Annotated in this window: 14 protein-coding genes and 1 pseudogene; 10 read left to right on the forward strand and 5 right to left on the reverse strand. The window is 69.6% G+C overall.

Annotated features, from left to right (window positions below; translation table 11 throughout):
• The first annotated feature begins 392 nt into the window (after positions 1 to 392).
• Genes E1202_RS21075 through E1202_RS21085 form a run of 3 tightly spaced genes read left to right on the forward strand, consistent with a single transcriptional unit; the run spans position 393 to position 3,731 of the window.
• Positions 393 to 1,709 (forward strand): uracil-xanthine permease family protein, encoded by a 1,317-nt coding sequence (locus tag E1202_RS21075; protein ID WP_132684874.1) that lies wholly within the window; start codon positions 393 to 395, stop codon positions 1,707 to 1,709.
• Positions 1,699 to 3,024, forward strand: a complete 1,326-nt coding sequence (locus E1202_RS21080; protein WP_235878776.1) for an amidohydrolase family protein — start codon at positions 1,699 to 1,701, stop codon at positions 3,022 to 3,024. The genes E1202_RS21075 and E1202_RS21080 overlap by 11 nt, the downstream gene beginning before the upstream one ends.
• Complete coding sequence (locus E1202_RS21085; RefSeq protein ID WP_132684875.1) at positions 3,021 to 3,731, forward strand: sulfite exporter TauE/SafE family protein; 711 nt, start codon at positions 3,021 to 3,023, stop codon at positions 3,729 to 3,731. Before E1202_RS21080 ends, E1202_RS21085 begins: the two co-directional genes overlap by 4 nt.
• A gap of 12 nt (positions 3,732 to 3,743) precedes the next feature.
• Here the strand turns inward: E1202_RS21085 and E1202_RS21090 are convergent, their stop codons facing one another.
• Complete coding sequence (locus E1202_RS21090) at positions 3,744 to 4,748, reverse strand: LacI family DNA-binding transcriptional regulator (protein ID WP_132684876.1); 1,005 nt, start codon at positions 4,746 to 4,748, stop codon at positions 3,744 to 3,746.
• A 245-nt stretch (positions 4,749 to 4,993) separates the two neighbouring features.
• On the opposite strand from E1202_RS21090, the gene E1202_RS21095 reads away from it, so the two are divergent.
• The gene (locus E1202_RS21095) at positions 4,994 to 5,551 is read left to right on the forward strand and encodes a hypothetical protein (protein WP_132684877.1); all 558 of its coding nucleotides are present in this window, start codon (positions 4,994 to 4,996) and stop codon (positions 5,549 to 5,551) included.
• 645 nt (positions 5,552 to 6,196) lie between these two features.
• Here E1202_RS21095 and E1202_RS33005 read toward each other — a convergent pair.
• Both E1202_RS33005 and E1202_RS33010 read right to left on the reverse strand, forming a co-directional pair.
• Positions 6,197 to 6,418 (reverse strand): alpha/beta hydrolase family protein, encoded by a 222-nt coding sequence (locus tag E1202_RS33005; protein ID WP_408006980.1) that lies wholly within the window; start codon positions 6,416 to 6,418, stop codon positions 6,197 to 6,199.
• 115 nt (positions 6,419 to 6,533) lie between these two features.
• Positions 6,534 to 6,821: pseudogene (locus E1202_RS33010) on the reverse strand (thioesterase domain-containing protein); the annotation flags it as partial.
• Between E1202_RS33010 and E1202_RS21105 the strand changes: the two are divergent.
• From E1202_RS21105 to E1202_RS21120, 4 genes are all read left to right on the forward strand, one after another.
• Positions 6,808 to 7,080, forward strand: coding sequence for an SH3-like domain-containing protein (locus E1202_RS21105; protein WP_132684878.1), 273 nt, complete (start codon positions 6,808 to 6,810; stop codon positions 7,078 to 7,080). The pseudogene E1202_RS33010 and the gene E1202_RS21105 sit on opposite strands and share 14 nt — an antisense overlap.
• On the forward strand, positions 7,073 to 7,351 hold the full coding sequence (locus tag E1202_RS21110; protein WP_207918826.1) for an SH3-like domain-containing protein: 279 nt from the start codon (positions 7,073 to 7,075) through the stop codon (positions 7,349 to 7,351). Before E1202_RS21105 ends, E1202_RS21110 begins: the two co-directional genes overlap by 8 nt.
• Complete coding sequence (locus tag E1202_RS21115) at positions 7,348 to 7,938, forward strand: nitrile hydratase subunit alpha (protein ID WP_132684880.1); 591 nt, start codon at positions 7,348 to 7,350, stop codon at positions 7,936 to 7,938. The genes E1202_RS21110 and E1202_RS21115 overlap by 4 nt, the downstream gene beginning before the upstream one ends.
• A 189-nt stretch (positions 7,939 to 8,127) precedes the next feature.
• A complete protein-coding gene (locus E1202_RS21120) occupies positions 8,128 to 8,883 on the forward strand; it encodes a saccharopine dehydrogenase family protein (protein WP_132684881.1) in 756 nt (251 codons plus the stop codon).
• A 26-nt stretch (positions 8,884 to 8,909) separates the two neighbouring features.
• Here E1202_RS21120 and E1202_RS21125 read toward each other — a convergent pair whose 3' ends face one another.
• Positions 8,910 to 9,809 carry a LysR family transcriptional regulator gene (locus E1202_RS21125; RefSeq protein ID WP_132684882.1) on the reverse strand — a complete coding sequence of 300 codons (900 nt, stop codon included), beginning with the start codon at positions 9,807 to 9,809 and terminating at the stop codon, positions 8,910 to 8,912.
• A 44-nt stretch (positions 9,810 to 9,853) separates the two neighbouring features.
• Between E1202_RS21125 and E1202_RS21130 the strand changes: the two genes are divergently transcribed.
• Positions 9,854 to 10,873, forward strand: a complete 1,020-nt coding sequence (locus tag E1202_RS21130; RefSeq protein ID WP_235878778.1) for an FAD-dependent oxidoreductase — start codon at positions 9,854 to 9,856, stop codon at positions 10,871 to 10,873.
• Position 10,874: 1 nt separating this feature from the next.
• Here E1202_RS21130 and E1202_RS21135 read toward each other — a convergent pair whose 3' ends face one another.
• Complete coding sequence (locus tag E1202_RS21135) at positions 10,875 to 12,074, reverse strand: cation:proton antiporter (RefSeq protein ID WP_132684883.1); 1,200 nt, start codon at positions 12,072 to 12,074, stop codon at positions 10,875 to 10,877.
• 199 nt (positions 12,075 to 12,273) lie between these two features.
• Between E1202_RS21135 and E1202_RS21140 the strand changes: the two genes are divergently transcribed.
• Positions 12,274 to 12,606 (forward strand): hypothetical protein, encoded by a 333-nt coding sequence (locus E1202_RS21140; protein WP_132684884.1) that lies wholly within the window; start codon positions 12,274 to 12,276, stop codon positions 12,604 to 12,606.
• Positions 12,607 to 12,655: the final 49 nt, after the last annotated feature.

Below are 12,655 nucleotides of genomic sequence, written 5' to 3' on the forward strand. Positions count from 1 at the left end.
AGCAGGAACAGGGCGCTCAACCCCCGCCAGACCCCCAGAGCCCGGCCACCTTCGGCCCCAACCGAATGCGAACGACGCTCAGACGACATGGGCAACCTGCCTTCGGGCGCAACGACGCAGCGAGGCACAAGTCCACCACGCCCACCGCAACACCGCCTGGGCCTTTCGCCCTGATTTCCGGCCATCCCGGTGATGCATTGACGGCCAGGAGCGCGGATCGTCCGCGGGGTTGACACGGCCCGGGACGGTCTGAATACTTCCGGCCAAATCGATTTGGCCCTGGTGATGCGGCGAGAACATGCACGTGTCGACAGGGCGTCACGCGGCACCCCGCGGGCGGCAGCGCCGCCCCATCCCGTTCTGCCCGACCTCCCCGGGAACGGAGGCTCGAAGTGCCAAGACATCCGGTCGATGAATTCCGCCCGCTGTCCCGTCTCATCCCCTTCGGTCTGCAGCACGTGCTGGTCATGGCCGCTGCACCGATCTCCAGCGTCTTCTTGGTGGCGAAGACGCTCGACCTGGCTCCTGATCTCACCGTTCGACTGCTCTCGGCGACGTTCGTGCTGGCCGGCGTCGGAACGCTCCTGCAGTCGTTCGGCCCGTGGCACATCGGCGCGCGGCTGCCGTTCGTGATGTTGCCGGGCGGGGCCCCGGTGATCCTCTTCCTGGCGATCGCGCAAGAGCACGGTGTCCGGACCGCCGTCGGCGCGGTGATCCTCACCGGTGCCTTCTACTTCGCGGCGCTGCCGCTGTTCGGCCGTCTGCTGCGGTTCTTCCCGGGCATCGTGATCGGGACGATGATCGTGCTGGTCGGGGTCACGCTGATCAAATCCGGAGCCCAGCTCATCACCGGGAAGCCCAGCAGTCCCGGCTTCGGCGATCCGAAGCACCTGCTGATCGGCTTGGCGACCATCGCCTTCACGGTGTTGCTCCACCGGCTCCTGCGCGGCATGCTGCGGCAGCTCGCGGTCGTGCTCGGCCTCGTGGCGGGCACCGCCCTGGCCGCCACGCTCGGCGAGCTTCGCTTCGGCGGAATCGGCTCGGAGATCGTGGCCTTGCCGACGCCGTTCCCGTTCGGCCCGCCCGAATTCGACTTCCTCGCCGCGATCCCGCTGCTCATCTTCGCGCTGGCGTCGATGGCCGAAGCCACCGGCCAGACGGTGCTCAACGCCGAGGTCGTCGGCAAGGAGATCGACGTGCGGCGCGACGCCCCGCGCACCATCCGCGGCGATGGCCTGGTCTCGCTGCTCGGCGGGTTCTTCGGCACCTCGCTCATGGTCACCAGCGGCGAGAACATCGGCATCGTCCGGATGACCGGGGTCCGCAGCCGGTTCGTCACGGTCGTCGCCGGGCTGGTGCTCGTCGTCATCGGCCTGCTGGCGCCCTTGGTGCGGTTGATCGACGCCATCCCGCCCTCGGTGGTCGGGGGCACGGCGGTCGTCGTGTTCAGCGTCATCGCCGTGATGGGTGTGCAGATGCTGCGGGATTACGACCTGTCCGATCACCGGAACCTGCTGGTCGTCGCGGTTCCGCTCGGCCTCGGACTGATTCCCGTGCTGGTGCCGGGAATCTACGATCGGCTCCCGGCCACCGCCGGGATCCTGCTGGAGAGCGGAGTCGCGGTCGGTGCGGCGAGCGCCGCGGTGCTGAACGTTCTGTTCAACCACGTCCGCAAGACCGAACGAAGTGAGGACACCGTTGCGGCCTGATGCTTTCGATGACGACGAGTTCCTGCTGCTCCCCGAAGTCCTGCTGCTGCCGGACGGCCCGGTGCGCGGTGGGGCGGTCGTTGTTTCCCGGGGCGAGTTCGCGATGGTCGGCGAGGCCGATGCCGTCGTCGCGGCCCGTCCCGACCTCCGAGCCGTTCACCTGGACCGGCACCTGCTCATGCCCGGTTTCGTGGACGCGCACCACCACCTCACGCAGAGCTTCGGCAAGGCGCTCGCATTCGGTGAGCCGTCCGAGATCTTCCGGCGGATCTGGGTGCCGCTGGAGCGGCAGCTCACCGCGGAATCCGCTTACGTGGCGGCGAAACTGGCCGCTTTCGAAGCGCTCCGCGGGGGCTTCACCACGGTTGCGGAAGCGGGAACACGGGCGCCGGTCGATGTTTCGAGCGTCGCGCAGGGCGTGGACGAGGCCGGACTGCGGTGCGTCCTCGGTGCCGTGTGCGAGGACGTGGAGGTGGCCGAGCGGCATCTGACTCGCTGGGATTCGCCGCTGCTCCACCCGTCCCTGGCGATACCGACCCCGGACCACGTACCGGACGGCGTGCTGCGGGAACTCGCGCAGCTGTGCGATGAATCGGGTGCGATCCTCCAGATCCACGTCAACGAACACCTCGCATCGGTGGAGAGGTCGTTGGAGAAGCGCGGACTCCGGCCGCTGGAGCACCTCGACCAGATCGGCGCGCTGGGGCCGCAGATCCTCGGTGCGCACGCGACCTTGCTGACCCCGGGTGAGATCCGGCTCCTCACCGAGACCGGGACGGCGATCAGCTACAACCCGGTGGCCAGCGCCTGGAAGGGGAACGCCGTGGCCCCCGCGACAGCGTTCCTCGCGCTCGGCGTCCGCTTCGGAATCGGCACCGACGGCACGCGGGGCGACGGGTTCCGGCTCGTCGACGCCGCCGAGTTCGCGCAGCGGATCGCATCGGGGTTGGCCACCGGAGACTCCTCGTGCGGAGGTGGCTGGACGTGGCTGCAGCACGCGATCTCGGGTGACGCCGTCGGGATCGACCGGATCGGCCGGATCGAAACCGGTGGCCTCGCCGACTTCCTGCTGGTCGACCTGAACGTGCCGGAGCTGTGCCCGTCGTGGGACCTGCCGTGGGAACTGGTCCGGTTGACCAACCGCGACCAGATCACGGCGGTCTTCGTCGGCGGTCGGCTCCGGCTCTGGCACGGCCGGCCGGTCGACTGGGACGGGCGAGAACTCCTCGAACGCGGGGAGAAGCTCGCCCGCGAGGTGGTGGCGACCGCAGAGCTGCACCGCGTCCACCCCCGCTCGACGGAGGTGCGCCGGTGAGCGTCGCGCTGCTGGCCGTCATCGCGCTCGTCGTGGCCGTGGCGGCGTTCGTCCAGGGCAGCACCGGAGTCGGCTTCGCGCTGATCGTCGCGCCGGTCGTGGGACTGGTGGAACCCGCGCTGCTGCCGGTCTTCCTCCTGGCGCTGATGATCCCGCTCAACTTCTACGTGGCCGGCCGGGAGCGCGGGAAGCTGGACTGGCGCGGAGCCAAGTGGATCACGACGGGCCGGTTCGCAGGCACCTTCGGCGGCCTCTGGGTGCTCGTCGCCGTGCCGTTGGCGCAGTTGAACCTGGTGGTCGGCGCGTCCACGGTGCTGGCGGCGGTGGTCACGCTGCTCGCGCCGTCGTTCACCCCGGGCCGCGGCGCGTTCCTGGCCGCGGGGGCGATCACGGGTGTGACCGAGACGGCGACCGGGGTCGGAGGGCCGCCTCTCGCGCTGGTCTACCAGCACCACCCGGCCGCCGTGCTGCGCTCGACGGTCGCGGTCTGCTTCATCGCCGGCGAGGTGATCTCGCTGGTGGTCCTGCTGGCCACGGGCAAGATCACCCTGCACGCGCTGGGGATGGCGGCGGTCCTGCTACCGGCCGTGGCGGTCGGAGCGCTGCTGAGCCGTTTCGTCCACCACCGCCTCGACGACCGCGTGATGCGACTGCTCGTGCAACTCTTCGCGATCGTCTCCGGCACCGTTCTCCTGATCGCGGGCTGAGCCCGGCCTCGATCAGCGCAGCGACGAGCGGCGCGGGACGAGAACGGGGGCGGGGACGGCGGCCTCGGGTTTCTCGGTGTCGCTCCGGAGGGTGGTGATGAGGAGTTCGACGGCTTTGGCCGCGGCGTCGCCGAGGTGAAGATCCACCGCTGTGAGAGGCGGTTCGCAGGTGCGGGCCCGCAGCCCGTCGTAGCGGGTCGCGACGAGCACGTCGTCGGGCACGCGACGTCCGCGGTCGGTCAACGCGCGCACGGCTCCGACCGCGAACGCGTCCACCACCGCGCAGATGGCGTCGACATCGGGATTCCGGTCCAAGATCTCCACGCAGGACCGGTAGCCGGCTTCCTCACCGCCGGCTTCGTCAGCCAGGGTGACCAGTGCTGGAACCCCGCCCTCCGCCGTGAAATCCCGATATGTCGCCTCCACGTCCACGTAGGAGTGACGACGGCTGGACCCGATCATCAGCGCGATGCGCTGCGCGCCCCGCTCCCGGAGGTGGTCCAGGAGCAGCCGGCCGACCGCCGCGGCGTGCAGGTCAACGTGCGGCACGTCGGCCCCGGGGTGGCGCCCCAGCGCCACGACCGGCAGTCCGCGTGCTCGCAACTGCTTCGTCGTCACGTCGGCCTCGTCGGGCTCGACGACGATCGCACCGTCGACGTCCAGCGAGTTCAGGGGCGGGTCCGCCTCGACCGGCGGGACCAGGACCAGCGCGAATCCGTGCAGCAGGGCCGTCTCTGCCGCTGCCGCCGCTGCCTCCATGAAGAAACCGAGCCGGGACGGTCCACCAGCGACTGCGACGGGCATCGACGACACGAGACCGATCGTGCGCGACTCGCCGCGCCTCAGCCGTTGTGCCCGCAGGCTCGGCCGGTAGCCGAGCTCGGCCGCGACCTGCGCGACCCGTTCCCGCGTGCGGGGGTCGACCTTGCCCAGGCCGTTGAGCGCGTGCGAAACCGTCGTCCGGGACACCCCGGCGGCCCGCGCCACGTCCGCGATGGTGGGACGCATCCCCTCCATGGCAACCTCCTCGCCGCCACCTTATGCGCACATCGGCGGCGAGTGCCCGGTGCCGGGAGTTCGGGGCCGCTGTTGCGGCGAACAGGTCTCGGCGCACGGGTGCTGCGACGTACGCGGGGTTGCGTAGGTGCGGATCAGCTCTGGTGAGGATGGCGGAGAGCTGTGGGCAGCGGATCATCGCTCGCACACCGAAGTCGACGTGCTCGCCCGGATCGCCGGTGGGCCCGATACCTCGTGGAGCGATGATGACCACCTCCAGGCAGCCCACGCCGTCCGCCGCACCGCGCAGTCGCAGCCCGCGCAGGACCCGAGGCCGGCTTTCCGCGCGGGCGCGGCGAGCGGTGCTGTTGGCGCACGTCGTCGCCGGGACGGGGTGGTTCGGGATCGCTGCGGTGACCTTCGTGCTCACCGTTGCGGTGCTGACCGAGTCCGACGCCGCGATCGTGCGCGCCGGGTACGAGTTCCACGAGCTGCTCATCGGTTCGCTCGCGCGTCCGGCGTCGCTGATCACCCTGGGCACCGGGCTCGTGCTCTCCGTCGGCACCAAGTGGGGAGTGGCGAAGCACTACTGGCCGTTGATCAAGCTGGTCCTGGTCGTCGCCACGATCGCCATCACCGCCAGCCTCACGCCCGGCTGGATCGCCGACGCGATCCGGCCCGTCGGGGCGCTCAACGGCGCGCGGACCAACCTCGTCGGGATGGCCGTGTTCCACGTCCTCACGATCGGGGCCGCCGCGTGGCTCTCGATCTACAAGCCCGGCGGGCGCATCCGCTGGAGCACCTCCCAGCGGTCCGCGAGCTGATGCCCGCGCACCTCGGCCGGGACGTCCGAGCGCGCTGATCACACGTCGTCACCGACGGCGTTCGCATCCGAATCATGCGCGTCGGTGCACGAGTGGTGAAAAGCGCATCGTTGAAGCTCGCGGTAGGAGCCGCGAATCCTCGATTCGCACTAGCGCGTGTCGTCGCAGGTGGACCACCGCTGTGAACGCGCTCCGGCCGGATTGAGTCGTTTCACGCTGTCACGGCGCGACAACGATCCGCTGTTTCCCGGGATGCGGTCGCAAACATAAGGGTTCCTGTTCGAGTTGAAGTAAATATGGCAACTCTGTGAATTATGGGATTTTAACCGCGCTCATCTGGGTGAGGGAGGGGTGTCGGCTCATTTGAGCAATTGCTCTGGGTGTTCGGACTTGTCCGTTCTGGCGGCTCGGGTTGCGCGCAACTAAATGCTCTTCCTGGCGGAAAGTGGTGTCGGTCACGCGTGTTCGGATGCGCTGTTTACCGCACTCGAAGGTTGGGCCGCATACCGCAACGTGGGGAGCCCGTACGGGGTGCAGGCTTTTCGTTGTCGCTGGACAAGGGCGGTTCAATCTTTTTCTCGGCGGCGTTACAGAACTGTGGCCGTCGGCGACCACAACATTTTCTTGCGGTTCGAACGATCGCGTCTACCTCAGGGGAACTAGGGCGATCACCATGTATCCGGTGTTGATCAACGCTTGCGCACTGGTAAGACCGATGGTGAACTTCTGCCCAGGTCTACTGGCGGATGTCTTGTGCACCGCTTCGTCGCGCCGCGTGGCCGGTCCGCGACGGCCGGGGGCGATCACCGAGCGGGGCGCGCGGGCTCCCCGCTGCTCGAGCCGGTACGCGGTTTCGAAGGCCAGCACCGCGCCGATGCTGTGTCCGAAGAAGACGGTGGGTTTGTCGCTGAGCGCGGCGATCGTCGGTCAGCAGGTCGGCGAGCGTCTCGATGTCCTCGACGCACGGTTCGTTGCGCCGGTCCTGGCGGCCCGGGTACTGCAGGGAGACCACGTCGGTGTCGGGGGAGAAGTGCGGCGCCGGCGGGTGGAAGAAGCTGGCCGACCCGCCCGCGTGCGGAAAGCAGACGAGCCGCGTCGTGCTCGTCGCGGACGGCCGGTACCGACGGATCCACGCGGTGGTGACATCGTCCTTGGTGCTCAACTTGGTGGCCGATCCTTTCCGGTTGCTGCCATGTCCCCCGACCAGTGCGCGGCACTGATGCGTGAACCGCTTCTCCGGGATAGCGTCGTGGGTCGTGAGCAGAGTCAACGACGTCGGCGGCCAGCAGGGATTCGGCGCGGTGCACCCCGATCCAGGCGAGGCCCCGGCCTTCCAGGCTGACTGGGAGGCCCGCGTTTTCGCTCTCCAGCGGGTTCTGCTGGGTCGCGGTGTCTACAACCTGGACGAGTTCCGCGATGCGGTCGAACGAATGCCGCCCCAGGACTACCTGGCCTCTTCGTACTACGAGCGCTGGCTGGCCGGGATTGAAACGCTGCTGGTGGAGAAGGGGCTGTTGGCACGTGAGTGAACCGCGTTTTCGCCCCGGCAGCCGGGTCCGCACGACTGTGGTCGACCCGCCACACCACACCCGCGTCCCGAGGTACGTGCGGGGACGAGTCGGCGAAGTCGTCGAGTTCCAAGGGCGGTACCCGCTCCCGGACGACCGGGCGCAGCAACTACCCGATTCCCGCATCGAGCCCGTGTACGCGGTGCGGTTCGCAGCGCGCGACCTGTGGGGCGACGGCTCGCACGACGTCACGGTCGACCTGTGGGAGTCCTACCTGACGGAGGAGCCATGAGTGGTGATCACGCGAGCCTGCCCGTCGCCGCCCGGGTGAGAAGGCTGGAGGAACGCCTGATCGAGGCAGGGGTGACCAGCGATGCCGAGCTGGACTCGGCCGTCGCGGACTTCCTCGACCAGGCATCCCCGACCAACGGCGCCCGCGTCGTGGCACGCGCGTGGAGCTCCGGGGCCTACCGCGCACGGCTGCTCGGCAACGCGAACACCGCGTTGCACGAACTCGGGTTGTCGATGGGCGGCGGATTGCAGGAACAACGTCTCAGGGTCGTCGAGAACACGCCCACCGAGCACAACGTCGTCGTCTGCACGCTGTGCTCCTGCTACCCGTTGGCCCTCCTCGGTCCCTCGCCGAGCTGGTACAAGTACGAGGCATATCGATCAGCAGTGGTCCGCGACCCGCGCGCCGTCCTCGTCGAGTTCGGCCTGCACCTCGACCAGGACGTGCAGATCACCGTCTGGGATTCGAGCGCGGAGACCCGCTACATGGTCCTCCCGCAGCGTCCCACCGGCACCGATGACTGGAGCGAGCCAGAACTCGCCGAACTCGTGACCCGAGAAGGCTTGATCGGCACTTCTGCGGTGTGATGGCACCCGGTACACCGACGCAGCACAGCATCAGGTCCCACGTCTCACTCGTACTGCCCCAACGGTGACGAGGACTCCAGGTGGAGGTGGGCGGCGAGCTCGATCGGCCCGCGCGGAATGGCGACGTGCTCAAGCACCTGATGACGCCTTCCGGCCATGATCAACCAAGTCGGTCGGAACGCTGCCCGCTTGGCGGAGGTCGCGGCCCGAGTTCCCGGTGCCACGACGGTCGTCGCCGCTTCCGCCGACGAGATGGCGGAGCGAATTCGGCAGGAGCGGCCCGATGTCGTGATCAACACGGTCGGGCCCTTCGCGGAGACCGCGCTGCCGCTGGTGCGGGCGTGCCTGCCCACGAGTCACTACGTCGACCTGGCCAACGACGTCGAAGCCCTCTCCGCGTTGCTCGACCTGGGGGAGGACGCCGCAGCAGCGGACCGCACGCTCGTCAGCGGAGCCGGCTTCGGCGTGGCGGCCGCCGAGAGCGTCGTGGTCAAGCTGTGCGAAGGACGTCCACCGGCAGCCGAGGTCCGCGTGGACATGCTGCCGTCCCTGGGGATGGAGGACGGACAGGTCGGTGAGGCCCTGGCCGCGACGCTCGTCGACGGTCTGGCGTCGCCGGGGCGCGGCCAGGGCGAACTGGCAGCGGCCCGGCTCGGCGACCACCCCATGACCCCCACCCTGCCGGACGGCTCCCAGGTGAAGACGGCGAGTCTGCCGCTCGGCGAACTCGTCGCCGCCCACCGCGCGAGCGGGGCGCCGTCGGTGTTCTCCGCGTCGAGCGAGGCACCCACTTCGCCGGCGGTTCGCGCGGTGCTGCCCTTGGGTATCGCAGTGCTGAGGATTCAGGCGGGCAGGGCCTTCGCCACACGGCGTCTCGCACAGGTGCACGTGAAGGCTCGTGAACGCCCGCGCGAGCACTGGAGGCCTGCGGGGCAGACCACCTGACTCCCGGTGAGCGCGACCCGCGCTGATCACCGCGGTTGGGCGGCATCAGCATTCGGCATCTGCCTGCACAGGTCGAGGAAGTGGTTGAGCGCGGGGCTGGTCTCGGGGTGATAGGCCAGCGCGAGGTCGACGGTGGGGCGTGGTGCCGCGAGGTGCTTGAGCCGCACGCCGCGGGTGCGCAGCGAGCGCGCGCGGGGCGCGGGCACCGGTGCGATGCCGGCGTTGTCGGCGACGGCGCGGAGGAGTTGTTCGTCGTCGGGTTCCTCGCGCACGACCCGCGGGGTCGAACCCGGCCAGATCTGGTTGACGATCCGGTCGTACATGCCGGCGGCGTTCTCGCGCGGCCACAGGACGACGGGCTGATCCTCGACCTGCTCGCGGCGAACTGTGCGCACCGACGCCAGCTCGTGCTCCGCGGGCACGGCCAGCAGGAGTTCCTCCGTGGTCAGCGTGTCGCAGCGCAGGTCCGGAACGTCCAGCGGTGGGCGGACGAACGCGGCGTCCAGCGAGCCGTTGCGCAGATCGTCGATGTTGCGGGCGGTCCACCCGGTGGTGAGCGCGAGTTCGATGTCCGGGTGGTGCTCGCGGAAGCGGTCGACGAGCTCGGCCGTCACACCGCCCGGAGCCGAGCGCGTGTAGGCGATGCGCAACCGGCCGGACTGACCGGTGACGGCGTCGCGGATCGCCCGCTCGGCGCGGTCGATCCGGTCCATCACCTGCCGGGCCTCGGCGACCGCGACCTCACCGACCGCGGTCAGCGCGATCCCGGTCGGCCGGCGGTCGACGAGCTCCGCGCCGAGCTCGCGTTCGAGCAACCGGATCTGCTGGCTCAGCGCGGGCTGGGCGATGTGCAGCGACGCCGCCGCGCGGGTGAAGCTGCCGTGCTCGGCCAGGTGGACCAGGTAGCGCAGCCGCCGAACCTCCATCCAGCCACTATAAGCGCTCCTTATGGGAGCATACCAATTGGATCTTGGACAACGGCCTGCTGGACGGCGTGGACTGGGCGAGTTCGTGTCGTCGTGGAGAGCGGGGCAAGGTGGAGGAGTTCGACGTCGTGGTGGTCGGTGGCGGCATCGTGGGGATGACCTGCGCCGTCGAGCTGCGCCGACGCGGTGCGCGGGTGTGCGTGGTGACCGCCGATGAACCTTCGAGGACGACGTCGTGGCTCGCGGCCGCGGTCTGGTACCCGGTCGGCATCGGCGGCAGCGAGCGAGCGCTGACCTGCGCGCAGGAGAGCTTCGACGTCTTCGCCGACCAGGCGGAACGGGGAGTGCCCGGGGTGCGCATGGTCGGCACCCGCATGCTGCACCGGCGCCCGTTGCCCCGGGCCCCGTGGTGGTCGACGGCGGTGCCCGGGTTCGCGACCGAGGACGCGGACGACCCGTTCACCGGCACCTGGCGGTTCTCCGTGCCGATGGTGGAGGTTCCGACGTACCTGCCCTGGCTCCACGCGCAGGCGCGGGAACTCGGCGTCGACGTGCGCACCAAGAAGCTGTCCTCGCTGGCGGAGCTCACCGACCACGCCCGCGTCGTGGTCAACGCGACCGGGCTGGCGTCCCGCACGCTGTGCGGGGACACGACCGTGCAGCCCGTGCGCGGGCAGGTCATCCGGGCGTCGAACCCCGGGCTCGCGGTGTCGGTGCGCGACGAGCACAACCCCGGCGGCCACACCTACGTCCACCCCCGCCGCCACGACGTGATCATCGGGGGCACCTTCGAGCCCGGCAAGACCGACACCGCCCCGGACCCCGACACGGCGAAGGCGTTGTGGTCACGCGCGACCGAACTCGTCCCCGAACTGCGCCAAGCCCGCGTCCTGGAACACCACGCCGGCCTGCGCCCCGCCCGCGAGAACGGCCCCCGCCTCGAACTCGACCGACATCTGATCCCCGGCCGAACGGTCGTGCACAACTACGGACACGGCGGCGCGGGCATCACCCTGTCCTGGGGAAGCGCCCGCGCCACCGCCGACCTCATCGCGGCGAACTGACTCAGCTGCCGCGCCGGGACAGGCGCCCGGCGAGGAGCGGGAACAGCAGCACGGTGACCGCGCCCGCGGAGACCATGACCGAGGCCGTGGCGGCGGTGATGAGCTGCGAGGACGCCGCGATCTGCGTGACAGCGACGATGATGGGCAGCCCGGTGGCCGCGTACAACCCGAGCGCCACCTGCTCGCCGGTGCCGGTGATGCCGGAACGGGTCGTGGTCCACGCCTCGCGCAGGAACACCGGCAGCCCGCGCACGAGCAGGATCATCGCGATGAAGCCGAGCAGCAGCGGCCACTGCGCAGCGACCGCCGCGATGTCGATGGCCATGCCGCTGGTCACGAAGAACACGGGGATGAGCAGGCTGAACCCCACGATCTCGATCTTGTGCGCGATCTCCTCGGCATGACCCCGGGAGACTGCCTGCAACACGGCGTTCGACAGCAGACCGGCCGAGAAGGCACCCAAGGCGACGTCGAGCTCGAGCACCGCCGTCAGCAGCATCAAGGTCACCAGCACGAGAACGGTGATCCGCAACGTCGTCTGCATCGTCGTGTTGGAAGCACCCATCACCGCACGTCCGAGCAGCGGCAGCCGGCGCAGGATCCGGGCGGGAAGCACGACCACGATCACGGCCGCCGCGGCGAAGGCCAGCAGCACCGCGGCGGCCTGCCACGTGCCGCGCGTCGACAGCAGCACCGACATCGCCACGATGGGCAGCAGCTCACCGTAGGCACCGTGGGTCATGACCGCCCGCCCCAGCGGCGTGCCCATCCCGTCGGAGTCCTTCAAGATCGGCAGCAACGTGCCCAACGCCGTCGACGTCGAGGCGATCGCCACGACGATCGCGACTTGCCACTGACCGTGCGTCAACAGCAGGCCAACCCCGACACCCAGCACGGCGCACCCCGCCCACGTGAGCGCAGCGTGCCGACCCTGAGCACCGTGCATGTCCGCCACCCGCACCTCGAACCCCGCGAGGAGGAACAACAGCCCCAACCCGAGCTCGCGCAGGAACCCCACCGCATCGGTCTCGGCCGCCAAGCCCAGCACGTGCGGCCCGATCAACGCCCCGAACACCAACAACCAGACCACGTCCGGAACCACTCGCCGAGTGATCAACGCCAACACAGGCCCCAACGCCGCCACCAAAGCGATCCACCACACCGACAACAAGTCGGTGACCAGCCCGTGCTCCTCACCCATGAGGTGTCACGCTAATCGCGCAGAGCACCGAATGCCGTCCAGCGGAACCGGCATGCCGAACTCCTGAGCGCGACGACTGGGAACGTCGGGTGACACCTGGACGGGTCACCGTCTCCGCCTGATTGCCGGTTCCTCGACGGCCGCCGCTTCCGGTTGACTGAGCAACCAGTCTCTTTCGTCACGGTGGAGGTGCGTCGCTGTGCCCGAGCGGTCGGATCAGGACACCCGCCCTGAGCGCAAAACCCATCACCTCGTCGCCACCGAACTCGCTCGGCGACACGGCCGCCAGACAGTAGTGGTCCCGGACGCCCGCAATTGGTTGCAGGAGCACAAGAACCGCTGGCGAGCCGACGTGATCCTCGTGCCGTGGAGTCCTGCGGAAGCCGAAATCCTCCGCTACGCCCTCCCAGACCTCGAGGACGGAAGGATCCTCGCCGCATCCCCACGGGTGGCGTGGGCCAACCGGTGCAGGAACGCACGCGCCCGTTCGGCGGGCGAGATCCCCACGCCACGCGACACCGGGGGCGAATGACGACCGGGAGGTGGCGAGCTCCGGCCTTTCCGGTCCTGCCCGTGCAGGC

It is taken from the genome of Saccharopolyspora karakumensis (assembly GCF_004349225.1).
Classification (GTDB): Bacteria; Actinomycetota; Actinomycetes; order Mycobacteriales; family Pseudonocardiaceae; genus Saccharopolyspora; species Saccharopolyspora endophytica.

What these genes read in the sequence shown, in the direction of transcription:
- E1202_RS21135 (WP_132684883.1), bottom strand. Translation starts at nt 12,074, where the DNA reads ATGGGTGAGGAGCACGGGCTGGTCACCGACTTGTTGTCGGTGTGGTGG.
- E1202_RS21090 (WP_132684876.1), bottom strand. Translation starts at nt 4,748, where the DNA reads ATGGAGGGGATGCGTCCCACCATCGCGGACGTGGCGCGGGCCGCCGGG.
- E1202_RS21125 (WP_132684882.1), bottom strand. Translation starts at nt 9,809, where the DNA reads ATGGAGGTTCGGCGGCTGCGCTACCTGGTCCACCTGGCCGAGCACGGC.
- E1202_RS21115 (WP_132684880.1), top strand. Translation starts at nt 7,348, where the DNA reads ATGAGTGGTGATCACGCGAGCCTGCCCGTCGCCGCCCGGGTGAGAAGG.
- E1202_RS21095 (WP_132684877.1), top strand. Translation starts at nt 4,994, where the DNA reads ATGACCACCTCCAGGCAGCCCACGCCGTCCGCCGCACCGCGCAGTCGC.